A 22,178-nucleotide genomic window follows, 5' to 3' on the forward strand; every position below is an offset into this window, starting at 1 on the left:
GGACCGATACCGGACGAGCACGAAATGATTCTCTACCTGCACGGATTTCGCTCCTCGCCCACCTCGATGAAGGCTCGGATGATGGCCGACGCCATGACCCAGCTTGGCCTAGCCGCCGACTGGGCGTGTCCGCAGCTGCCCGCCAGCCCCCGGGAAGCGATCGACCTGGCCATGGGCATCGCCCGGCGCCAGCTGGAAGGCGCCGACACACCCCGCGCCCTGACCGTGATCGGCTCGTCGCTGGGGGGTTTTTACGCCACGTGGCTGGCCGAACAGCTGGGCTGCAAGGCGGTCCTGCTGAACCCGGCAGTGGAGGCCGCGCGCGACCTGGCCACCCAGGTCGGCGAACACCACATGTATCATTCCGACGCGCCGTTCGTCTTTTTGCCCGAATACGTGGACGAACTGGCGGCCATCCATGCCCCTCGCATCACGCAGCCCGACCGGTACTTCCTGGTGGCGGCGACCGGCGACGAGGTGCTGGATTGGCGTGAAATGCGCGATCGCTATGCGGGTTGCCGCCAGCGTATCGTGCAGGGAAGCGACCACGGTTTATCCGATTTCGCGCAATGGATGCCCGAGGTGCTTGAATTCGCCCTTGGCGCCAGGCACGTTCGCCCCCAATAATCAGTATCAGACCTCAACACTCTATATAGCTGCGCAAGGCGGCGCGTGCGCGCCGCCCAGGACGATCCCCACCATGTATGTGTTTTACGAAGACGACGGCAGCTTCAAGGCCGGCAATATCCTGTCCGAGACCGACGCCAGCCTGCAGGTGGAGTCGGAGTCGGGCAAGCGCAGCAAGATCAAGCGCGCCAACACCCTGTTCAATTTCGCGTCGCCCGAGCCGGCGGCGCTGATGAGCCAGGCGGCCGCGGCCGCCGAGGCGCTGGACCTGCAGTTCCTGTGGGAATGCGCGCCGCAGGAAGAATTCGACACGCCCGCCCTGGCCGCCGACTACTTCGGCCACGCCCCCACGCCCGTGGAGCAAGCCGCCTTGCTGATGCGCCTGCACGGCGCGCCGGCGTACTTTCATCGCCGCGGTAAGGGCCGCTACCGCCCTGCTCCGCCCGACATCCTGGCCGCCGCGCTGGCCGCGCTGGACAAGAAGCAGCGCCAGGCAGAGCAGCAGCAGGAATGGGTCGACGAGATGGCCGCCGGCCGTCTGCCCGAACCCATCGCCCAGGCCGCCGAGTCCCTGCTGATCCGCCCGGACAAGAATACGCAGCAATGGAAGGCCCTGGACGCTGCCTGCACCAAGCTGGGCAAGACGCCGGACCGCCTGCTGCTTGAACTGGGCGCCTGGCCGCATGCGCTGGCCTTGCACAAGCGCCGCTTCCTGGCGGTGAACTTCCCGCGGGGGCTGGCTTTCCCCGACCTGGAACTGCCGCCCGTCGACCGCGAACTGCCGCTGTCGGACGCCGAGATCTATTCGGTGGACGATGTCACCACCACCGAAATCGACGACGCGCTGTCCGTCACCGAGCTGCCCGACGGGCGCCTGCGCGTGGGCGTGCACGTGGCCGCCCCCGGCCTGACCGTGACCCGAGACAGCGAATTCGACAAGCTGGCCCGCGCCCGCCTGTCCACGGTCTACATGCCGGGCGACAAGATCCCGATGCAGCCGGATAACGTCATCAAGGCGTTCTCGCTGGACGCCGGCCGCGAAGTGCCAGTGCTGTCGCTGTATGTGGTGGCCGACCCGGAGACGGGCGAGATCTTCGAATCCGAAACGCGGCTTGAGCGCGTGGTGGTGCGCGAGAACCTGCGCCACAACATGCTGGATGCCCAGGTCACGGAGGCCAGCCTGGCCGATCCGTCGGCGGACATGCCGTACGGCCACTGGCTGCGCCCGCTGTGGAAGCTGGCGCAGGCGCTGTCGGCGCAACGCGAGAAGGTGCGCGGCAAACCCGAGAACAATTCGCGGGTGGAATACAGCTTCTATCTGGACGGCAACCCGGACGACCCGGACACGCCCGTGCGCCTGGTGCCCCGCCAGCGCAACGCGCCGCTGGACCGCATGGTGGCCGAATACATGATCCTGGCGAACAACCAGTGGGGCGGCTTGCTGCACCAGCACGGCGTGCCGGGCATCTACCGTTCGCAACAGGCCGGGCGGGTGCGCATGAGCACGCAGGCGCTGCCGCACGAGGCTATCGGCGTGCCGCAATACGCCTGGAGCACGTCGCCGCTGCGCCGCTATGTCGACCTGGTCAACCAATGGCAGCTGATCGCCGCAGTGGAGCATGGCGTATCAGCCCGCCTGGTGGCACCGTTCAAGCCGCGCGACGCGGACCTCTTCGCGATCATCGGCGCGTTCGACGCGCAGTACGCGGCGTGGGCGGAGTTCCAGAGCGCGATGGAGCGCTACTGGTGCCTGCGCTGGCTGAAGCAGCACGGCGTGACCCGGACGGTGGCGCACGTGTTGCGGGACGATCTGGTGCGGTTCGCGAATGCGCCGCTGGTGACTCGGGTGGTCGGAATGCCCGAGCTGGAGCGCGGGACGGCGGTGGAGATCGATATCCTGGGGATGGATGAGTTGAGCCTGGAGCTGGATTGCCGGTATCTGGGGGAAGTTAGTCCTGCTGCGGGAGAGGCGGCTTAGTCGCTGCGGGGCTTTCGGGCTTTGAGGGGTGGCTTCGCGGCGGAGGTCGGGGTTCTTCTTTCGGAGTTCCCAGTTCTTCGTCGGTCGCCCGTCGGCGGGGCCGGGCGAATGGCGCGCGCCCACGATTGCGGTCCGGAGCCTTCGCTCCGGACTGCCCCGTCGTCATCTTCGTTGCGGCCTGCGGCCGCTGCCTTCAGATTCCCTCGGGCGCATCAAGGTTGCGCGCCCTCCGCCCGGCCCCGCCGACGGGCTGGCGCTGTCTTGGTTTCCGCGCCGCTAGATTGCGACTGACTGACGAGATTTGCGTGGCCCGCCTCAAGCGGCCGCGCAGGCGGCCGCGTTCGGCATACGTGTTGCGGGGTGTCGGGGGTGTGGTCGCTTGCGCGCTTGCGGTGAATGGTTTTCTGTTGGGCCCCGCAGTCAGGTGGGTGGGGTGGAGCGACGGGTAGCGCGCGGCGGATAGCCGCGTGCTGATTGAGACCCGTGCGCGCGCCACCCGTCTAATAGGGAGACTGTCGTGCGGTACTGCACTGTCGCTCATCTGACGAGTTGATCGTTGAGCGTTATTCGTCTTCATGCACGTAGGATGGGTGGAGCGCGGTAAATCCGGCATAAAAACGGGAACATCCATCGCGCGTAACCCATCATGGTGGCATGCATGGGTGATGGGTTACGTGCGACACACGCCCGTGTGCTTGGGCCGACCAGAACGCACTCCACCCATCCTACGACGCCAACACCCCGACGCAAGACAACGCGTAAGCTCCCAAAGGCCGCCCGCGCGGCCGGCCGGGAGTGGGCCCCGCAAGATCTTCCTCTCCCTCACCTCCGACGAGCAGAACCTAAAAAACTCGACTCTCCCCGCCGACCCTCAGGATTCAGCCACCAGAGCCCGGCGTGGGGGTGGCCTGGGGTGCGCGGGGCGTCGATAAGCCCGAGGGAATCTGAAGGAACGGCCGAAGGCCGTGACGAAGATGACGAAGGGGAAGTCCGGAGCGAAGGCTCCGGACCGCAATCGTTGACCCGCGCACCCCAGGCCACCCCCACGCCGGGCGTCTTAAGAACTCAATCCCGATGGCCTCAAGAACCCAAACTGCTCCCCCCATTCCCCTGAACCCCGTAAACTCCCCAAAAAAATCAAAACATCCGGAGGAAACAACATGCGCATTTTGCTGGTCGAGGACAACCTTGATCTAGGCGATGCCGTGGAAAGCAAACTGCGTCTGGCGGGCCATAGCGTGCAATGGGTGCATGATGGGCTGGCGGCTTTGCGTTGGGGGCTGGACGAGACCTGGGATGCGTTGGTGCTGGACATCAACCTGCCGGGCAAGGACGGGTTTTCGGTCATCCGCGAATTGCGTGCGGCCGGGCTGGAGGCGCCCGTCCTCGTCATGACCGCGCGTGCGGAAATCGAAGACAAGATCGACATGCTGGATCTGGGCGCCGATGACTACCTGGTCAAGCCCTTTGACCTGCGCGAACTTGAAGCGCGGCTGCGAGCGCTGATGCGGCGGCCGGCCGGGCAGACCAGCAGCACCACCCAGTACGGCAATCTCAGCCTGGACCTGGCGGGGCGTAGCGTCACGCTATCGGGTGCGCCGCTGGAGTTGGGGCGGCGCGAATTCCGCTTGCTGGAGATCCTGGTTGGCCGGATCGGGCAGACGGTTGCCAAGGAAAGGCTGATGAACCAGTTGTTTGACCTGGATGACGGGTCGCTCAACGCGCTGGAGCTCCTGATTTCCCGCCTGCGCAAGAAGCTGGCCGGCGCGTCGATCGATATCGTTACCGTGCGCGGCGTCGGCTATCAGGCCCGCAGCCATGAGCATCCCTGAAAGCGCCTCCATCCGCCGCCGCGTCTTCACCTTGGGCGCGGCGTTGCTGGCGTGCGCGCTGATCGGGCTGGTGTTCTTCCTGCGCGATTATGCGCACCGGGCCGCCGAGCAGGCGTTCGACCGGCTGCTGGCCGCGTCGGCGCTGACCATCGCGGGGTCCGTGCAGATCGAGGACGATGGCGTGACCGTCGAACCGCCCGTGTCGTCGCTGGCGATGCTGTCGGGCAGCGAACGCGTGTTCTACGAAGCGCGCACCTCCAACGGCCGGCTGATCACCGGCTACGCCGACCTGGCGCCCACCCTGCCGCTGGCGCAGGCGGCAACGCCGGTGTTCGCGTATGTGACCTATCACGATGAGCCGGTCCGAGTGGCGACCGTGGGCAGGCTCGTGTCCGCCAGCCAGCATGCCGGTTGGGTGACGGTGCGCGTGGCCGAAACGCTGGGCTCGCGCGAAGAACTGGCCAGCGAAATCCTGGGCCGGGGGGTCCTGCCGTTGCTGGTCGTCTCGCTGGTGGCGCTGGGCTTGCTGTGGTTCGGAGTGCAGCGCGCGTTTGCGCCGCTGGCCGTGCTGGAACGTGACTTGCGCACCCGCGCGCCGGAAGACCTGACGCCGCTTGCCACCCCGGTGCCCCGCGAGGTGCGCCGCCTGGTCGAAGCGCTTAACGCCTTCATGCAACGCCTTTCCATCATCATGGATACCTTGAACACGCTGGTGGCCGACGCCACGCATCAGGTCCGCACACCCCTGGCGTCCCTGCGCGCACAAGCCGAGGTGGCGCTGGAGGAAACCGATCCGACACGCCTGCGCGAACGCATCGGCCGCATCCACCTGAACGCCACCCATGCCAGCCAGCTGATCAATCAGCTGCTGATGGACGCCACCATCACGCACCGCCTGGGCAAAGGGCCCCCGGAGCCGGTCGGGGTGGCCGAAACCATCAACGAAACCCGCCGCCGCATCGGCCCCGTGGAAGCCGGAAGGCTGCGTATCGAGATCGCCCCCGAAGTACGCCGCGCCCGGATCGCCGGCGACCGTGTGGCGCTGCGCGAAATGCTGCGCAACCTGGTGGACAACGCGCTGCGCTACGCGCCCGACGGCACCGTGGACATCCAGGCGACGCCGGTTGCAGGGTTCCGCGTGGCGCTGACGGTGTCCGACCGGGGCCCGGGCATTTCCGACGACGAGAAAGAAGCGGTGCAACAGCGCTTCACGCGGGGCCGTGCCGGGCAGTCGCAATCGGGCTCCGGCCTGGGGCTGGCCATCGTGCGCTCGGTCGCCCTGGCCCACGGCGGGTCGCTGTGGCTGCACGACCGGCCGGGCGGCGGGCTGTCGGCACGGGTCATCCTGCCGCTGGCGCAGCCCTCGGGCCGCCATCTGGCCACCTGGCTGGGCGCGCTCTGCACGGCGGCGATGTTGCTGGTGTCGGCCCCCAACGACCTGCAGGCGGCCGGCCTGGAAGAGATCGTCACGCACTATCCCGCGCCGCAGCCCTCGTCGCGCACGCTGGTGATCGCGGGGCCCACCGACACGCCGGTCGTCGCGCCGCTGATCCAGGGGTTCCAGTCCCTGCGGCCTGACGTCTCGGTGACCTACCGAGAAATCGGCAGCCGGGATCTGTACGAAGCCACGATCGACGGGCGGTTGACGCAGGTGGATGTGCTGATGAGTTCGGCGTCGGACCTGCAGATCAGGCTGGCCAACGACGGCTATGCGCAAAGCTACGCATCCCCCTACGCCCCCAAGCTGCCTTCGTGGGCCGTCTGGCGCAACGAAGTCTATGGCTTCACGTTCGAACCCGCCGTGATCGTCTACAACCCCAAGCGCTATACGGAGGCCACCGTGCCGCGCTCGCGCCAGGACCTGCTGCGGCTGCTGGAACGCGAACAGGCCAGCCTGCAGGGCCGCGTCGGCACCTACGACATTGCCGCCAGCAGCGTGGGCTATCTGCTGGCCGAGCAGGATGAGCTGGTGTCGTCGAACTTCTGGGGGCTGGCCAACGCCATGGGGCAGGTCGGCGTGCGCCTGTCGCCCACCACCGCCCAGTTGCTGGACGCCATCGAGAACGACGAGATGGACCTGGCCTACAACATCCTGGGGTCGTACGCGCTGTCTCGCCAGGCCTCCGGCAGCAAGATCGGCGTGGTGTTCCCGCAGGATTATGTGCTGGTGCTGGCGCGTTCCGTGCTGATATCGCGCCGCGCCCCCAGCCCGGACCTGGCGCGCGCGCTGGTGGACTGGCTCCTGTCGCCCGCCGGCCAGCAGGTGGCCTCCAGCCATGCGGCGCTGGGTTCCATCATGGAAGACACGCCCGGGCGCTGGACGTCCGAGGCCGTGCTGGCGCGTTCCAGCGGCATCGTGCAGCCCGTGGTGCTGAGCCCCGCGCTCTTGGTGGGGCTGGATCAGCGACGGCACTCGCGCTTCGTGCAGAACTGGGTGCGGCTGGTGACGGACACGCCCAAGCGACCGTAGCTGCGCCCAGGGATTACCCCTAGCCGCAACCTGTCTCCATGACAGGACGACGACAGACGCCGCCTCCTAAGATGGGCGCAGGCTGGACCAAGATCCTGCTCAGACCAATTCCAATCGGAGACAACACCCATGCTTGCCAAGTCCCAACTGGCGGCCGCCTGCGCCGCTGCATTCGCCATTGCCACCGGCAGCGCCTTTGCGCAGGCCGTGCCCGCGGGTTACCCGGCCGACTATCAGAAGATCCTGGACGGCGCCAAGAAGGAAGGCAAGGTCGTCATCTATTCGACCACCGACACCAAGGCCGCCGGCCCCATCATCAAGGGCTTCGAAGCGCTGTACCCGGGCGTCAAGGTCGAATACAACGACATGAACAGCACCGAGCTCTACAACCGCTACATCAGCGAACAAGCGGCGGGCGGCGGCAGCGGCGACATCGTCTGGAGCTCGTCGATGGACTCGGCGCTGAAGCTGGCCACCGACTACGCCTTGCAGTACAAGTCGCCCGAAATCGGTAAGCTGCCGGCCTGGGCCGTGTGGAAGGATTCGGCCTACGGCACGACGTACGAGCCGGCCGTGTTCATCTACAACAAGCGCCTGATCCCCGCCAACGAAGTGCCGACCACGCACGGCGCCCTGGCCAAGCTGATCGCCAGCCAGCCGGACAAGTTCAAGAACAAGGTCACCACCTACGACATCGAGAAGTCGGCCGTGGGCTTCATGCTGGCCGTGCAGGACAAGGCCAATGACCCCAAGTACTTCGAAACGCTCAAGGACATTGCCAAGGGCGGCCTGATCGTGCAGTCGTCCACGGGCACCATGATGGAACGCGTGTCGTCGGGCGAAAACCTGATCGGCTACAACATCCTGGGTTCGTACGCCGAAACCCGCGCCAAGTCGGATCCGTCGCTGGGCGTGGCCTACCCGACCGACTACGCGCTGGTGCTGTCGCGCGTGGCGTTCATCAGCAAGAAGGCCAAGAACCGCAACGCGGCCAAGCTGTGGATGGACTACCTGCTGTCGCAGAAGGGCCAGGAAATCATGGCCAACCAGGCCGACCTGGCTTCGGTGCGCGACGACATCGAAGGCGACAACGACGTGGACGGCATGACCAAGAAGCTGGGCGCCTCGCTCAAGCCGATCCCGGTCAACGAAACGCTGCTGGACTACCTGGAACAGACCAAGCGCCTGCAGTTCATCAAGGACTGGCGCGCCGCGGCGGGCAAGTAATGCCGCGCGGGTTCAGGACGGCGCACCCGGCCTGAACCGCCACAACGCGTAGCGGGCGGCACGGCGCCGCCCGCCTGACCGCCCCCGGGCGGGCTCTTCCCTGCCCGGGCGGCGCGACCGTCGCGTCATTTTCGACAACAGGATTTCCCCATGCAGTCATTGCGCAGAAAATGGCAGTCCCTGCCGCGCGGCGTGGTGGTGTTGATCACGGCACTGGCCATCTACGTGCCGCTGTCGTTCATCATCATCCAGAGCTTTCTCTCCGCGCCTTTCTTTGCCCCGTCCAAGGTCTTCAGCCTGGATGCATTCCGCTTCATCTTCGCGGACCCCGATTTCTACAAGGCGCTGAAAAGCGGCTTCATCCTGGCCTTCGGGCTGGCCATCATCGCCATCCCGCTGGGCGGCATGCTGGCCTTCCTGATGATCCGTACCGACCTGCCCGGCCGCCGCTGGATCGAACCGCTGATCCTGGTACCGGTGTTCGTGTCGCCGATGGTGCTGGGCTTCGGCTACGTCGTGGCCGCCGGCCCCGTGGGCTTCTTTTCGATCTGGGCGCAGAACATCCTGGGTTTCGTGCCCTGGAACGTCTATTCGCTGACCAGCATCGTCATCATCGCCGGCCTGACGCACGTGCCGCACGCCTACCTGTACATCTCGTCGGCCCTGCGCAGCATGGGTTCCGACGTGGAAGAAGCCGCCCGCGTCACCGGCGCCTCGCCGCTGCGCGTGATGGTGTCGGTCAGCCTGCCGATGGTGCGCCCGGCCATGCTGTACGCCACCGTGCTGCTGTTCTTCCTGGGCCTGGAGGTGTTCGGCCTGGTGCTGGTGCTGGGTGACCCGGAAGGCAACCTGGTGCTGGCGACGTACCTGTACAAGCTGACGAACAAGCTGGGCATCCCGTCTTACCACCTGATGGCGGCCGTGGCCGTGGTCCTGATCTGCATGACGATCCCGCTGGTCATGCTGCAGCGCCGCCTGATGCGCACCGCCAACCGCTTCGTCACCGTCAAGGGCAAGGCCTCGCGCGCCCGTCCGCTGCCGCTGGGCAAGTGGCGCTGGGTGGCGGGTGCCGTGGTGGCGTTCTGGCTGCTGGTTACCATCGTGGTGCCGCTGCTGGGCGTGTTGCTGCGGGCCTTCGTGTCCAACTGGGGCATGGGCGTGTCGCTGTTCGACGTGCTGTCGCTGGACGCCTTCCGCACCGTGTTCGCGCAGCCCAACCTGATGCGCGCCATCGTGAACTCGGTGGCCATCGGCGTGTTCGGCGGCGCGCTGGCCGTGATGTGCTACATGTTCGTGGGCCTGGCGATGCACCGCAAGCCCGACAACGTCACGCGCTTCATGGACTACAGCGTGCTGGTGCCGCGCGCCGTGCCCGGCCTGCTGGCCGGCCTGGCATTCCTGTGGGTCTTCCTGTTCGTGCCGATGTGGCTGGACAACGCGCTGGACGTAGACGAGAACGGCTGGCTGTCCGCCCTGCCGTTCGCGGAATGGCTGCGCGAGAACTTCATCGAATGGCTGCGCGCCATGCGCAGCACCATCTTCAGCGTGTGGCTGGCCTATACCGTGGTGTGGATGGCCTACGGCCTGCGCCTGATCTCGTCGACCCTGCTGCAAGTCGGGCCGGAACTGGAGGAGGCCGCCCGCAGCGCTGGCGCCCGCCGCGGCCAGGTCACGCGCCACGTCACGGTGCCGCTGGCCAAGTACGGCCTGATCGGTTCGTGGTTGCTGATGTTCCTGATCTTCGAGCGCGAATACTCCACGGGCGTCTACCTGCTGTCGCCCGGCACCGAGACCATCGGTTCCATGCTGGTGTCGCTGTGGGCCTCGGGCGCCATCGACATCGTGGCCGCGCTTTCCTTCATCAATATCGTTCTGGTCGTGATCGGCCTGGGCATCGCCCTGCGATTCGGAGTCAAACTTCATGATTGAGCTTTCTGTAGAAGACCTGCACCTGGACTACGGCGACAACCCGGTGCTCAAGGGCGTGTCGATGCAACTGCGCCAGGGCGAAGTGGTATCCCTGCTGGGACCCTCGGGCAGCGGCAAGACGACCTTGCTGCGCGCCGTGGCCGGCCTGGAAGGCCCCAAGCGCGGCCGCATCACGATTGGCGACCGCATCGTCTACGACGGCGGCGCGCGCAAGGAGATTCCCGCCGAAGAGCGCAACCTGGGCCTGGTGTTCCAGTCCTATGCGCTGTGGCCGCACAAGACCGTCTTCGAAAACGTGGCCTACCCGCTGAAGCTGCGCAAGGTGCCGTCGGCCGAAGTGCGCGAACGCGTGCAGGCCGTGCTGGACCAGCTGGGCCTGGGCAAACTGGGTCAGCGCCATCCGCACGCGCTGTCCGGCGGCCAGCAGCAGCGCGTGGCCATCGGCCGCGCGCTGGTGTACAGCCCGCCCGTCATCCTGCTGGACGAGCCGCTGTCCAACCTGGACGCCAAGCTGCGCGAAGAGGCTCGCGCCTTCCTGCGCGAACTGATCATCCGCCTGGGGCTGTCGGCCCTGATGGTGACGCATGACCAGAGCGAAGCCATGGCGATTTCCGACCGCATCCTGCTGCTGAACAACGGGAAGATCGAACAGCAGGGCACGCCGCAGGAAATGTACGGCTCGCCGTCCACGCTGTTCACTGCCGAATTCATGGGCAGCAACAACCGGCTGGAAGGCAAGGTCACCGAAGTGCGCGACGGCCGCGCCCGCATCGAAGGCCGCGGTTGGGCCCTGTGGGGCAAGGCGGGCGAAGGCGTGACCCAAGGCCAGGACGGCACGGCGGTGGTCCGGGTGGAGCAGGTGCGCCTGGCGGACGACCCGGACGGCAACCATCTGGACATGCCGCTCTTGACCAGCATGTACCTGGGCGACCGGTGGGAATACCTGTTCCGCACCCCGGACGCGGATCCCGCCAACACGCTGGCCCTGCGCGCCTATGGGCCGGAAGGCCGCGAACCCGGCCCCTGCCGCCTGGCGCTGCCCGCCAGCAAGGTCTGGGTCTTCCCGCGCAAGACGGCGTGACGCACCCCGGCCGTCTGCACGCGGGGGCCCGCCCTTCGCGCGCACGGCCGGATGAGTCCCGGGCCCGGGCGGCCGCCCGGCTTGCCGTCCGATAGCTGTTACAAGCCGTTGGCCCGCATGCCGGGCAACGTGGACTCGACTTACAATGCGTCCGTGCAACGCCCTGATTCCCCCTCCCCGCTAAGCCGTTACCTGCGGTGGCTGGGCGCTCCCGCCCAGCACTACCTGCGAATCGGCATCGCAATATCGCTGTTGGTGCACGCCGGCGCGCTGGCGTGGCGCTTTGGCGCGCCCGCCTTTACCCGCCCGCCCGTGACCAGCCTGGAAGTCGTGCTGCTCAATGCCCGCAGCGAGACGCCGCCGGACACGCCCCGTGCCCAGGCGCAGAATCAGATGAGCGGCGGCGGCAACGCCGACCGCGGCATGACCACCACCCCGCTGCCCCAGACCGGCGCCTCCGCCGAAACCATCGTGCTGGAAGCCATGCGCCGCCGCCAGGTGCAGTTGGAAGCCGAACAGACCCGCCTGATGACCCAGTTGCGCTCGCAAGAGAAAGCCGGCGTCGAACGCCAGGCCGTCAACCCCTGGCCGGACGGCACCGACTTGGGGCAGGACTCCCAGGACCAGGCCAGCGTGATCCAGAATGCCCAGGTGGCGGCCCTGGCCGCACGGGTGCAGCAATACAGCGCCGAACCCCGCAAGCAATTCGTGGCCCCGTCGGCCGAGGCCTCGCGCTATGCCGCTTACCTGGACGCCTGGCGCAGCCGGATCGAGGCGGTCGGCACCCAGCACTACCCGGACGAGGCGCGCGGGCGCATCTACGGCACGCTGCGCATCACGGTGTCGGTCCGCAGCGACGGCAGCATCGCCAACGTGGAAATCGATCAGCCCTCGCCGCACGCGGTGCTGAACCAGGCCGCGCGCCGCATCGTCCAGCTGGCGGCCCCCTTCCCCCCATTCCCTCCCGATATCGCCCGCGATACGGACGTGCTGGTCATCACCCGCACCTGGCATTTCGTCAACGACACCCTGGAAACACAAGCCCCATGACCGAGGCGACCCCTCTTGCCCGCTACGCCGTCATCGGCAATCCCATCGCGCATAGCCGCTCGCCCCAGATCCACGCCCTGTTCTCCCAACAGACCGGCAAACCGCTGCGCTACGAGCGCCTGCTGGCGCCGGTGGACGGGTTTGCCGAGGCGGCCGCGGCCTTCGTGGCAGAGGGCGGCCTGGGCCTTAACGTCACGGTGCCCTTCAAGCTGGACGCCTACGCCCTGGCGGCGGGCCGCTTGTCCACCCGCGCCCGGCTGGCCGGGGCGGTCAACACCCTGTCCTGGCGCGATGGCGCCTGGCACGGCTGCAACACGGACGGCGTAGGCCTGGTGTCCGACCTGCTGCGACTGGGCGTGCGCCTGAACGGCGCCTCGGTGCTGCTGGTGGGCGCCGGTGGCGCCGCTCGCGGCGTGCTGCAACCGCTGGCGGAAGCCGGCTGCGCCCGCCTGCACATCGTCAACCGCACGGCAGCCAAGGCCTTGGCGCTGGCCGATGCCTGGCGCGATACCGGCGTGTCGCCGCAGACCCGGGTCACGGCCGGCGGACTGGCCGACGCCGCGCTCGCAGGCGGCTGGAACCTGGTGATCAACGCCACGGCCAGCGGACTGCAGGACGCCGCCCCGGACCTGCCCGCCGGCCTGTACGCCGACGGCGCGGCCGGCTACGACATGATGTACGGCGCCCAGCCCACCGCGTTCATGCAACAGGCGCAGGCCGACGGCGCCGCGCTGACGGCCGACGGCCTGGGCATGCTGGTGGGCCAGGCCGCCGAGAGCTTCTACATCTGGCACGGCGTGCGCCCCGACCCGGCACCCGTGCTGGCGGCGCTGCGCGAGGCGCTCATGGCGGGACGCTAAGCAGCATGGCGGCGCGCAAGGGCCGATCCTGGTTCCGGATCACTACCGGCGTCCTGATGGCGCTGGTGTGCCTGGTCCTGCTGTACCAATTCTGGCTCTTCGCCCAAGTGGTCTGGTACAACTACCGCGACCCCGGCAGCAGCGCGATCATGCGCGAAGAGCTGTCCCGCCTGCGCGAGGGCAACCCCGACTTCAAGCTGCAGTACGAATGGGTGCCCTACGACAAGATCAACCGCAACCTCAAGCGCGCGGTCGTCGCCTCGGAAGACTCCAACTTCACCGTCCACGACGGCATCGAATGGGACGCCATCCGCAAGGCCTGGGAGTACAACCAGCGCCAGGAAGAAGCCGGCCGCAGCAAGATGCGGGGCGGCTCCACCATCACCCAGCAGTTGGCCAAGAACCTGTTCCTGTCCAGTTCGCGCAGCTATATCCGCAAGGGCCAGGAACTGGTCCTGACCTACATGATCGAACACGTCATGACCAAGGAACGGATCCTGGAGCTGTATCTGAACGTGGCCGAATGGGGCGTGGGCGTGTTCGGGGCGCAGGCAGCCTCCAAGCATTACTTCAACACCACGGCCGCCAACCTGGGCGCAAGCCAGGCTGCCCGGCTTGCCGCCATGCTGCCCAACCCCCGCTTCTATGACAGCCGCCGCAATTCCAACTACCTGAACTCCCGCGTCGGCGTGCTGACCCGCCGGATGCAGATGGTTGACATCCCCTGATACCCAAATCCACGCCATTCCGTCAGGCCTTCCCCACCCTTAGCGGCGGGATTTGTTAAGCTTTCACGTTTACGCGCTCCCTTTCCTTTTCATGCGTACCGCACGTCGCTACCTGGCCCGCGAGATCTATCGCTCTTGTGCAGTGGTCCTTATGGCCCTGCTGGGTCTTTTCACGTTCTTCGCGCTGGTGGACGACCTGGACAACGTGGGCGACAAGTTCTCCATGATGGCCCTGCTCTACATGCAGGCGCTGGCCATTCCCACCCGCTTGTACGACCTCCTGCCCATCGGGCTGCTGATCGGCGCGATCCTGGCGTTGGCGGGTCTGGCGCAGCGTAACGAACTCGTCATCCTGCGGGTCTCGGGCGTCAGCGGCATGCGCCTGCTGCGCATGCTGTGGATCGTCACCATCCCCCTGATGATCGGCGCGGCCCTGCTGTCCGAATACGTCACCCCCTGGGCCGAGATCAAAAGCGGCGAAGCCAACCTGCTGTTTCGCGGCAAGGCCGGCGGCGACCGCTTGAAGAGCGGCTACTGGTTCAAGGAACCCACCGCCAACGGCGGCACCCGCATCATCAATATCGGCGAACTCAAGGGCGACGGCCAGGTGGCCAACATCACCCTGTACGAATTCAAGAAAGACCTGACGCTGTCCGTCCTGTCCACGGCGCCCACCGGCCTGTTCGCCCACGGCGACCTGGTGCTCAAGGACGTGGCCGAGACGCGGCTGGACGACGAGGCCTCCGAGGCGCTGGCCAACGCCCGCCCGCCGAAGAACCCGCCCGCGGCCGTCGTGAAGGTGCCCGAGCGCACGGTGGACACCACGCTCAGCGCCGAGCGCCTGCTGGCCCGCGTGCTGACCCCTGAACGCATGTCCATCGTCACGTTGCTGGACTATGTGGAGTATTTGCGCGACAACCAGCTGCAATATGGTCGACAGGTCGTCGCCCTGTGGCGCAAACTGGCGTATCCGTTCACCTTGCTGGTGATGATCACGATTGCGGCCCCGATCGGCCTGATGCAGACGCGCCGCGGTGGCGTGGGCGCCAAGGTCTTCATCGGCATCCTGCTGGGCGTGGGCTTCTTCATGCTGAACCAGCTGGCCCTAAACGTGGGCATGTTGGGCAAGTGGCCGCCCTGGCTGACCGCCCTGGGTCCGAACCTGGGCGCCATGGCCCTGGCGCTGGGCGCGATGACCTACATGGAATACCGCCACACCTTTACCCGGTTCGTCCAACAACGCTGGCCTTGGAGCAAAAGTCCCGCATGAACGGCAGTATCTGGATGATCGGCGACGTGCAGGGGTGCTGCTCGCCGCTGGACCGCTTGCTGTCCCACCCCGATCTGGTCGGCGACCCGCAGTCGCGCTTCTGGTTCGCCGGGGACCTGGTCAACCGCGGCCCGCAGTCGCTGGAGACCCTGCGTCGCATCATCGACCTGGGCGACCGCGCGACGTCGGTGCTGGGTAACCATGACCTGCACCTGCTGGCCGCCGCGGCCGGGGTGCGCAAGCCGTCGAAATCGGACACGCTCGAAGAGATTCTTCGCGCGCCGGACGCGGCCGACCTGATCAACTGGCTGCGTTTCCGCCCGCTGGCCCATTTCGAACAAGGCCACCTGCTGGTGCACGCCGGCACGTTGGCAAAATGGGACGTCGCCAAGACGCTGTCCCTGGCCGGCGAAGTCCAAGACGCCCTGCGCGGCCCGAACTGGCAGAAGGCGCTGCAAAAGATGTACGGCAATGAGCCGGCCACGTGGAAAGAAGACCACAAGGGCGGCAAGCGGATGCGGGTGATCATCAACGCGCTGACGCGGATCCGCCTTTGCACGCCGAACGGACACATGGAGTTCGCAACCAAGGTCGCCCCGGGCGCCTGGCCACCGGGCCTGGTGCCATGGTTCGACGTCCCGAACCGGGCCACCCGGGACATCACGACGGTTTTCGGGCACTGGTCGACGCTGGGGTTATTGCAGCGGCCGGACGTGATCTGCCTGGACACCGGGTGCGTGTGGGGGGGAGCGTTGACGGCTTTGCGGTTGCAGGATCGGAAACTGGTGCAGGTGAAGTGTTCGCAGTTTCAGAATCCGTTGTCTGAGTGATTGGGAAGCTGCTGATTTAGTGGCTCGTTTTTTTGGCGAGTCTTAGCGCTTCGTAGGTCGCCCATCGGCGGTGTCGGCATGACGGCGCGCGCCCACGATTGCGGTCCGGAGCCGTCGCTCCGGACTGCCCCTTCCTCATCCTCGTCCGCCTTCGGCTCCCTTCGGATTCCCTCGGGCGCATCAAGGTTGCGCGCCGTCATGCCGACACCACCGACGAGCTGCCGCCGTCTGGGCCTGGGGCGCTGCTAGATCCTCGATTAATGACGAGTGCTGCGTTGCCCGCCGATTGCAGCCGCGCGGGCGGCTGCAATCGGCATACGTGATGTGGGGCGTCGGGGCTATGTCGCTTGCGCGCTTGCTAAGGCGGGGTTGCTAAGGGCGCCGTATTCACTCGGGGAGAGGTGGAGCGACGGGTGGCGCGCCACCCGTCTAATAGGGAGACTGTCGTGTGGGTGCGGCACTGTCTCTCATCTGACGAATTGATGGTTATTCGTCTTCTCGTGTCCGTAGGATGGGTGGAGCGCGGTAAATCCGGCATTGGGAAGGGAAACTTGATCGCGCGTAACCCATCGTGGCGGCATGCATCGATGATGGGTTACGTGCGATACACGTCGGTGTGCTTAGGCCGACCGGAACGCACTCCACCCATCCTACGAAGATGAACGACGCCGCTACCAACATCAATCGCCTGCGTAGGATGGGTGGAGCGCGGCAAATCCGTCATAACGGGAACGTCCATCGCGCGCAACCCATCATGGTCATGCAACGGCGATAGGGTCTACATGCAAGACGCGATCAACATCCTCACGACGCAAGACGCTGCGTAAGCTCCCAAAGGCCGCCCGCGCGGCCGGCCGGGAGCGGGCCCCGCAAGGTCTTCCTCTCCCTCACCTCCGGAGAGCAGAACCTAAAAAACTCAACTCTCCCCGGCGACCGTCAGGATTCAGCCACCAGAGTCCGGCGCGTGGGTGGCCTGGGGTGCGCGGGGCGTCGATAAGCCCGAGGGAATCTGAAGGAACGGCCGAAGGCCGTGACGAAGATGACGAAGGGGGGGGCCGCCGAGGCGAGTCCGGAGCGAAGGCTCCGGACCGCAATCGTTAACCCGCGCACCCCAGGCCACCCACGCGACGGGCGTCTTAAGAACCCTCAACCGCCCGAAAAAAAACCACCCTTAATGCCGAATCTCAGCCAAGAACTTCTGCGCCCGCACCGTCCCCGGTCGACTGAAAAACCCCTCCGGCGTTCCCGTCTCCACAATCCTCCCGGCATCCATGAACCACACCCGATCCGCGACTTCCCTCGCGAATCCCATTTCGTGGGTCACGCACACCATCGTCATCCCGTCTTTCGCCAAGCCCTTCATCACCTGAAGCACTTCGCCCACCATCTCCGGGTCCAGCGCGCTAGTCGGCTCGTCGAACAGCATCACCGGCGGGTTCATCGCCAAGGCGCGCGCGATGGCCACGCGTTGCTGCTGGCCGCCTGACAGTTGGGCGGGATAGGCGTCGGCCTTGTGCGCCAGGCCGACGCGCTCCAGCAGCTGCATCGCGCGGTCGCGGGCTTCGGGGCGGCGGGCGCGTTTGAGTTGCAGCGGGGCCAGCATCAGGTTTTCCAGCACCGACAGATGCGGAAACAGGTTGAACTGCTGGAACACGAAACCGATGTGGCTGCGCAGCTGGTCCAGGTGGACCTTGGGGCCGTAGATGTCCTGGCCGTTGACCTCGATCACGCCCTTCTGGATGGGTTCCAGGCGGTTCACGGTACGGATCAGGGTGGACTTGCCGGAACCGGACGGGCCGCACACCACCACGACCTCGCCTTGCGTCACTTGCTCGGTCACATCGGCCAGCGCCTGGTAGTCGCCGTACCACTTCTGCACTTGGGAAAATCGGATCATGTCGGCACCACTTTAGGGGTAGCCGTGAGCCCGGCGCGCCGTCTGCCGATACGCCGTTCGGTCAGGTGCACCAATGAACTCAGGCCAAAATTCAGGATGAAATAGGTCATCGCCAGCAAGCCGAACACTTCGAACGGCTTGGTCAGCAGCACGCTGTTGATCTGGTTCGCGGCATAGGTCAGTTCCTGCACGCTGATCACATAGGCCAGCGACGTCTCCTTCACCGTCGACACGAACTGGCTCAGCATGCTGGGCAGCATGTTGTAGAGCGCCTGCGGCAGGATCACGCGCCGCATTGTCTGCATGTACGACAGGCCCAGCGCGCGGCTGGCTTCCTGCTGGCCGGGGGGCAGCGCCTGGATGCCGGCGCGGATGATCTCGGCCAGGTACGCGCTTTCGTAGCAGACCAGCGCCACCACCATCGTCGTGGTGCCCGCGACGGGGCGGCCGATGATGAGCGGCACGAAGAAATACGCCCAGAAGATGAACATCAGGAGCGGCAGGCCGCGCACCAGGTAGACCACCGCCGAGGACGGCCAGTAGAAGATGCGGTAGGGGCTGATGCGGCCCAGCGCCAGCAACACGCCGCAGGGCAGCGCCAGGGCCAGGCTGATCGCGGCCAGGCCCAAGGTGGCGACCAGGCCGCCCACCGGTCCGTGCGGGTACTGCCCGATCAGCAGCAGCAGCCAGTTGTCTTTCAGTATGTCCCACATGTCAGCGTGCCCCCAGCGGACGGTAACGTCGTTGCAAGAGCGCCCCGCCCCCCATGATGATGAACGACAGCACCAGATAGATGACCGTCACCACGGCATAGGCCTCGAAGGTGCGGAACGTGTAGTTCTCGACCTCGCGCCCCGCAGCGGTCAGTTCCGTCACGCCGATCGCCATCGCCAGGCTGGTGTTCTTCAACAGCAGCAGGGTCTGGTTCAGCAGCGGTGGAATCGCGATGCGGAAGGCCTGCGGCAGAATGACCTTGCGCATGGTCTGCAGAAAGCTCAGGCCCAGCGCCCGCGACGCCTCGACCTGCCCCGGCGGAATGCCGCGCACGGCGCTGCGCAGGTCTTCGCAGATATAGGCCGACATCACCAGCGAGATCGCGATGCACGACATGATGAATTCGCTGCCGTGGCTATTGAGCCAGTCGGTCGCGAATTGCGGCAGCAGCGCCGGCACGCCGAAGTACCAGAAGAGAATGTGCACCAGCATGGGCACGTTGCGGTGGAACGCGACGTAAACCGCGATCACCGCGTTGGCCACGGGCGAGCCCGTCAGGCGGATCACCGCCAGCAGGCTGCCCACGAAGAACGCCAGGATCCAGGCCAGTCCGGCCAGCGCCAGGGTGGTGATGAACCCCCTGAGCAGCCATGACGGATACTCGCCCTGGAAAATGGCGCTGAAGTCGAAAACGTAATGCATCGAGACAGGCTCCAGCGCGCGCGGCGCGTCAACCCTTGATGGCTTCGATGCGGAAATCGCGCTTCATGTTGAACTGCGTGCCCGCGCCGAACCATTTGTCGAACGTCTTGGTGGCCTCACCCGATGCCTCCATGCCGTCCAGCACCTTGTTCACCTGGGCAAGCATGGCGGTGTCGCCCTTGCGCACGCCCATGCCCCAGGGCTCGACGAACAGCGCCGGCTCCAGGATCTTGACCGGCACCGCGCTTGCCGACGCCTGTTGCTTGAGCTTCACCAGCATCAGCTCAGACCCCACGAAGCCGCTGACCTTGCCCTGTTGCAGCGCCAGGAACGCGCCGCTGGGATCCTTGAAGGTCACGGGCTCGACATTGGGGATGTTCTTGCGCGCGCCCTGCTCCGACGACGAGCCGCGCACGGCGCTGACGCGCTTGCCGGCAAGATCAGCGGGCGCCTTCAAGTCCTTTTCCGAATCGCGCGCCAGGATCTTCTGCAGGCTCACGAAGTGCTGGTGCGAGTAATCGATCTGCTGCGCGCGCTCCGGGCTCCAGCCCAGGTTGGCCGCCACCACGTCGACGCGGCCGGCGATCAGTTCAGGGATGCGAGCTTCGACCGCGATCAGCTTCAATTCCAGCGGCACGCCCAGGCTGTCGGCAATGGCCTGGCACATGTCGACCTCGTAGCCCACGACGGCGCGGGTCTCGGGGTCCTGGAAGCTGAAGGGCTCGGCCGTACCCATGGTGCCGCAGATGAATTTGCCACGGGCCTTGATGTCCTGCAGGGTGTCCGCATGCGCGGCGGGCGCCAGCGTGGCGGCAAGGCCGACGGCGGCAACGAAAGTGGCGATGGTGGTCTTCATGGTATTTCCCCTTGGAATATAGGTATGGGTACTGCCTGCAAAACCTGCGCGTCAACGCAAGGCCGCGCACGCCTCATGGATGCGGCGGCAGCCTTCTTCGATGTTTTCCATGGACGTGGCGAAGCTCAGCCGCAAATAGGGCGACAGGCCATAGGCCGCGCCGTCCAGCACCGCGACGCCCGCCTCGTCCAGCAGGAACATCACCACGTCCAGGTCATTGGCCAGCAAGCGGCCGGCCGGCGTGCGCTTGCCCAGCAGGCCGTCGACCGACGGATAGACGTAGAACGCGCCCTGCGGTTGCGGGCAACGGATGCCCGGCACGGCGTTCAGCAACGCGACGATGCGGTCGCGACGCTGATGGAAGATGGCCGCGGCATCGCTCACGCAACGCTGGTCGGCCGTCAGCGCCACGCGGGCAGCAGACTGGCTGATGGCGCTGACGCAGCTGGTGCTTTGCGAGATCAGCGTGGCCATGGCCTTGATCAACGGTTTGGGGCCGCCGGCATAGCCCAGGCGCCAGCCCGTCATCGCATAGGCCTTGGACACGCCATTGATCGTGAGCGTGCGCGCAGCCAGCGCCGGCACCACGGCGGCGGGCGATGCGTGGGGCGCCTGGCCGTAAGCCAGATGCTCGTAGATCTCGTCGGTCATCAGCCAGACATGCGGATGGCGCGCCAGCACCTCGCCCAGCGCGCGCAGTTCGTCTGCGCCGTACATCGCGCCGGTGGGATTGCTGGGCGTATTCAGCAGCACCCACTTCGTGCGCGGCGTGATGGCCGCTTCCAGCGCCTGCGGCGTGAGCTTGAAGCCGTCGGCCTCCGGGCAAGCCACCACGACGGGGGTGCCGTCGTTGACCAGCACCATGTCCGGGTACGACACCCAGTACGGCGCGGGGATGATGACTTCGTCGCCGGCCTGCACGGTGGCGGCCAGCGCGGTGAAGATCAACTGCTTGGCGCCCACGCCGACGATCAGTTCGTCCAACCCGTAGTCCAGGCCGTTTTCGCGCTGGAACTTGGCGCGCACGGCTTCCAGCAGCGGCTTGGCGCCGGCGGAGGCCGTGTAGCGGATGTCGCCGCTGTTGAGCGTGTCGATGCCGGCCTGCACGATGTGGGCGGGCGTGGGCAGGTCGGGTTCGCCCACCGTGAAGTCGATGATGTCGCGGCCCTGGGCGCGCAACTGGTCGACGCGCGTTTTGGCCGCCATGCTGGGCGACGGCTTGATGGCCCGGGCGCGGTCGGCCAGGAATTCGGGGGCTACGGCGCTCATGCCAGCCCCTTGGCGGCAAACGCGGCCTGCATCCAGCTTTGCGTCCGGTCACCGCCCGCGATCTCGGCCATGATGCGTTCTTCCTTGGCGGCATGCGCGTGCGCCGCGGCGATCAGGCTTTCCGCGTCGCTGGCGGGAAAGCTGACCAGGCCGTCTTCATCGCCCACCAGGATGTCGCCGGGCTGGATGACCTGGCCGCCGATGGACACGGGCACGTTGACTTCGCCCGGGCCGTCCTTGTAGGGACCGCGGTGGATATGGCCACGCGCATAGCAGGGAAAGCTGTCGGCTTCGAACGCGGCCACGTCACGGATGGCGCCATCAACGACGACGCCGGCGCAGCCGTGGATCTGCAGGTAGCGCTTCATGATCTCGCCCAGCACGGCGTTGGACAGGTCGCCGCCCGCATCCACCACCAGCACGTGGCCGGGCTGGATCTGCATCATCGCCTTGTAGATCATCAGGTTGTCGCCCGGACGGGTCTTGACCGTCAGCGCGGTGCCCACCAGCTTGCCGCGCCCGTTGTAGCGGCGCAGGCCCGAGATGCCTTCGCGGCGCGCGAGGTTGTCGCTGAGGTGGGGCGTGACGATACCGGCCAGCGCTTCAAGGATGGCGGCGGGAGCAACGGGGGAAGCCGGCAATTGGCGTGCGCCGGTAAGGATAGTGGCCATGACGATCTGCAAATTCCTGAGTCGAAAGCCGCCGCAAGCCCGGAACCCTGTCCAGGCCCCGGCCAGCCGGGAGATGAATCAGATCGCATGGTGCGAGCTTTTCGGTTTGGGAAAAAGGGATTAAATTTCCACGAACTGCATCGCTTTTAGGAATATAAGGGTTAGCCCTTAGCGAAATTTCGGAATG

The 22,178-nt window shown here is 66.4% G+C and carries 18 protein-coding genes; 12 read left to right on the forward strand and 6 right to left on the reverse strand.

Going from position 1 to position 22,178, the window contains the following annotated elements:
* The first annotated feature begins 24 nt into the window (after window positions 1-24).
* The 12 genes from AC3WMU_RS24340 (at window position 25) to AC3WMU_RS24395 (ending at window position 15,882) form a co-directional block, all read left to right on the forward strand.
* Entirely contained in the window at window positions 25-627 is a 603-nt protein-coding gene (locus AC3WMU_RS24340) for a YqiA/YcfP family alpha/beta fold hydrolase (protein WP_454676108.1), read from the forward strand.
* A gap of 73 nt (window positions 628-700) precedes the next feature.
* A complete protein-coding gene (locus AC3WMU_RS24345) occupies window positions 701-2,605 on the forward strand; it encodes a ribonuclease catalytic domain-containing protein (protein WP_492283076.1) in 1,905 nt (634 codons plus the stop codon).
* 1,160 nt (window positions 2,606-3,765) lie between these two features.
* The gene (locus AC3WMU_RS24350) at window positions 3,766-4,437 is read left to right on the forward strand and encodes a response regulator transcription factor (protein ID WP_006226649.1); all 672 of its coding nucleotides are present in this window, start codon (window positions 3,766-3,768) and stop codon (window positions 4,435-4,437) included.
* Window positions 4,424-6,907 carry an extracellular solute-binding protein gene (locus tag AC3WMU_RS24355; protein ID WP_492283077.1) on the forward strand — a complete coding sequence of 828 codons (2,484 nt, stop codon included), beginning with the start codon at window positions 4,424-4,426 and terminating at the stop codon, window positions 6,905-6,907. The genes AC3WMU_RS24350 and AC3WMU_RS24355 overlap by 14 nt, the downstream gene beginning before the upstream one ends.
* Before the next feature lie 129 nt (window positions 6,908-7,036).
* Window positions 7,037-8,134 carry an ABC transporter substrate-binding protein gene (locus tag AC3WMU_RS24360; protein WP_006226647.1) on the forward strand — a complete coding sequence of 366 codons (1,098 nt, stop codon included), beginning with the start codon at window positions 7,037-7,039 and terminating at the stop codon, window positions 8,132-8,134.
* Between the two features lie 150 nt (window positions 8,135-8,284).
* Window positions 8,285-10,063, forward strand: coding sequence for an ABC transporter permease (locus AC3WMU_RS24365; RefSeq protein WP_315847265.1), 1,779 nt, complete (start codon window positions 8,285-8,287; stop codon window positions 10,061-10,063).
* Window positions 10,056-11,144, forward strand: a complete 1,089-nt coding sequence (locus AC3WMU_RS24370) for an ABC transporter ATP-binding protein (RefSeq protein ID WP_492283078.1) — start codon at window positions 10,056-10,058, stop codon at window positions 11,142-11,144. The genes AC3WMU_RS24365 and AC3WMU_RS24370 overlap by 8 nt, the downstream gene beginning before the upstream one ends.
* A gap of 117 nt (window positions 11,145-11,261) precedes the next feature.
* On the forward strand, window positions 11,262-12,194 hold the full coding sequence (locus AC3WMU_RS24375; protein ID WP_492283079.1) for a TonB family protein: 933 nt from the start codon (window positions 11,262-11,264) through the stop codon (window positions 12,192-12,194).
* Window positions 12,191-13,054: a shikimate dehydrogenase gene (gene aroE, locus AC3WMU_RS24380; protein WP_006226643.1), complete on the forward strand. Its 864-nt coding sequence runs from the start codon at window positions 12,191-12,193 to the stop codon at window positions 13,052-13,054. The genes AC3WMU_RS24375 and aroE overlap by 4 nt, the downstream gene beginning before the upstream one ends.
* A gap of 5 nt (window positions 13,055-13,059) precedes the next feature.
* On the forward strand, window positions 13,060-13,782 hold the full coding sequence (gene mtgA / locus AC3WMU_RS24385) for a monofunctional biosynthetic peptidoglycan transglycosylase (RefSeq protein ID WP_006226642.1): 723 nt from the start codon (window positions 13,060-13,062) through the stop codon (window positions 13,780-13,782).
* A 91-nt stretch (window positions 13,783-13,873) separates the two neighbouring features.
* Window positions 13,874-15,052 carry an LPS export ABC transporter permease LptG gene (lptG, locus tag AC3WMU_RS24390; RefSeq protein WP_035213885.1) on the forward strand — a complete coding sequence of 393 codons (1,179 nt, stop codon included), beginning with the start codon at window positions 13,874-13,876 and terminating at the stop codon, window positions 15,050-15,052.
* Complete coding sequence (locus AC3WMU_RS24395) at window positions 15,049-15,882, forward strand: symmetrical bis(5'-nucleosyl)-tetraphosphatase (RefSeq protein ID WP_006226640.1); 834 nt, start codon at window positions 15,049-15,051, stop codon at window positions 15,880-15,882. The genes lptG and AC3WMU_RS24395 overlap by 4 nt, the downstream gene beginning before the upstream one ends.
* A gap of 1,171 nt (window positions 15,883-17,053) precedes the next feature.
* Here the strand turns inward: AC3WMU_RS24395 and AC3WMU_RS24400 are convergent.
* The 6 genes from AC3WMU_RS24400 to AC3WMU_RS24425 are packed head-to-tail and all read right to left on the reverse strand — an operon-like array spanning window position 17,054 to window position 21,991.
* Window positions 17,054-17,779 carry an amino acid ABC transporter ATP-binding protein gene (locus AC3WMU_RS24400; protein ID WP_006226639.1) on the reverse strand — a complete coding sequence of 242 codons (726 nt, stop codon included), beginning with the start codon at window positions 17,777-17,779 and terminating at the stop codon, window positions 17,054-17,056.
* A complete protein-coding gene (locus AC3WMU_RS24405) occupies window positions 17,776-18,492 on the reverse strand; it encodes an amino acid ABC transporter permease (protein WP_006226638.1) in 717 nt (238 codons plus the stop codon). The genes AC3WMU_RS24400 and AC3WMU_RS24405 overlap by 4 nt, the downstream gene beginning before the upstream one ends.
* A 1-nt stretch (window position 18,493) precedes the next feature.
* Window positions 18,494-19,195 carry an amino acid ABC transporter permease gene (locus AC3WMU_RS24410; protein WP_006226637.1) on the reverse strand — a complete coding sequence of 234 codons (702 nt, stop codon included), beginning with the start codon at window positions 19,193-19,195 and terminating at the stop codon, window positions 18,494-18,496.
* Window positions 19,196-19,223: 28 nt separating this feature from the next.
* On the reverse strand, window positions 19,224-20,051 hold the full coding sequence (locus AC3WMU_RS24415; RefSeq protein ID WP_492283080.1) for an ABC transporter substrate-binding protein: 828 nt from the start codon (window positions 20,049-20,051) through the stop codon (window positions 19,224-19,226).
* 51 nt (window positions 20,052-20,102) lie between these two features.
* Window positions 20,103-21,320: an aminotransferase class I/II-fold pyridoxal phosphate-dependent enzyme gene (locus tag AC3WMU_RS24420; protein ID WP_280030005.1), complete on the reverse strand. Its 1,218-nt coding sequence runs from the start codon at window positions 21,318-21,320 to the stop codon at window positions 20,103-20,105.
* Window positions 21,317-21,991, reverse strand: a complete 675-nt coding sequence (locus AC3WMU_RS24425; RefSeq protein ID WP_006226634.1) for an RraA family protein — start codon at window positions 21,989-21,991, stop codon at window positions 21,317-21,319. The genes AC3WMU_RS24420 and AC3WMU_RS24425 overlap by 4 nt, the downstream gene beginning before the upstream one ends.
* Window positions 21,992-22,178 lie beyond the last annotated feature (187 nt).

The organism is Achromobacter sp. FW305-C-13 (assembly GCF_058783475.1).

What these genes read in the sequence shown, in the direction of transcription:
- AC3WMU_RS24340 (WP_454676108.1), top strand. Translation starts at nt 25, where the DNA reads ATGATTCTCTACCTGCACGGATTTCGCTCCTCGCCCACCTCGATGAAG.
- AC3WMU_RS24345 (WP_492283076.1), top strand. Translation starts at nt 701, where the DNA reads ATGTATGTGTTTTACGAAGACGACGGCAGCTTCAAGGCCGGCAATATC.
- AC3WMU_RS24350 (WP_006226649.1), top strand. Translation starts at nt 3,766, where the DNA reads ATGCGCATTTTGCTGGTCGAGGACAACCTTGATCTAGGCGATGCCGTG.
- AC3WMU_RS24355 (WP_492283077.1), top strand. Translation starts at nt 4,424, where the DNA reads ATGAGCATCCCTGAAAGCGCCTCCATCCGCCGCCGCGTCTTCACCTTG.
- AC3WMU_RS24360 (WP_006226647.1), top strand. Translation starts at nt 7,037, where the DNA reads ATGCTTGCCAAGTCCCAACTGGCGGCCGCCTGCGCCGCTGCATTCGCC.
- AC3WMU_RS24365 (WP_315847265.1), top strand. Translation starts at nt 8,285, where the DNA reads ATGCAGTCATTGCGCAGAAAATGGCAGTCCCTGCCGCGCGGCGTGGTG.
- AC3WMU_RS24370 (WP_492283078.1), top strand. Translation starts at nt 10,056, where the DNA reads ATGATTGAGCTTTCTGTAGAAGACCTGCACCTGGACTACGGCGACAAC.
- AC3WMU_RS24375 (WP_492283079.1), top strand. Translation starts at nt 11,262, where the DNA reads ATGCCGGGCAACGTGGACTCGACTTACAATGCGTCCGTGCAACGCCCT.
- aroE (WP_006226643.1), top strand. Translation starts at nt 12,191, where the DNA reads ATGACCGAGGCGACCCCTCTTGCCCGCTACGCCGTCATCGGCAATCCC.
- mtgA (WP_006226642.1), top strand. Translation starts at nt 13,060, where the DNA reads ATGGCGGCGCGCAAGGGCCGATCCTGGTTCCGGATCACTACCGGCGTC.
- lptG (WP_035213885.1), top strand. Translation starts at nt 13,874, where the DNA reads ATGCGTACCGCACGTCGCTACCTGGCCCGCGAGATCTATCGCTCTTGT.
- AC3WMU_RS24395 (WP_006226640.1), top strand. Translation starts at nt 15,049, where the DNA reads ATGAACGGCAGTATCTGGATGATCGGCGACGTGCAGGGGTGCTGCTCG.
- AC3WMU_RS24400 (WP_006226639.1), bottom strand. Translation starts at nt 17,779, where the DNA reads ATGATCCGATTTTCCCAAGTGCAGAAGTGGTACGGCGACTACCAGGCG.
- AC3WMU_RS24405 (WP_006226638.1), bottom strand. Translation starts at nt 18,492, where the DNA reads ATGTGGGACATACTGAAAGACAACTGGCTGCTGCTGCTGATCGGGCAG.
- AC3WMU_RS24410 (WP_006226637.1), bottom strand. Translation starts at nt 19,195, where the DNA reads ATGCATTACGTTTTCGACTTCAGCGCCATTTTCCAGGGCGAGTATCCG.
- AC3WMU_RS24415 (WP_492283080.1), bottom strand. Translation starts at nt 20,051, where the DNA reads ATGAAGACCACCATCGCCACTTTCGTTGCCGCCGTCGGCCTTGCCGCC.
- AC3WMU_RS24420 (WP_280030005.1), bottom strand. Translation starts at nt 21,320, where the DNA reads ATGAGCGCCGTAGCCCCCGAATTCCTGGCCGACCGCGCCCGGGCCATC.
- AC3WMU_RS24425 (WP_006226634.1), bottom strand. Translation starts at nt 21,991, where the DNA reads ATGGCCACTATCCTTACCGGCGCACGCCAATTGCCGGCTTCCCCCGTT.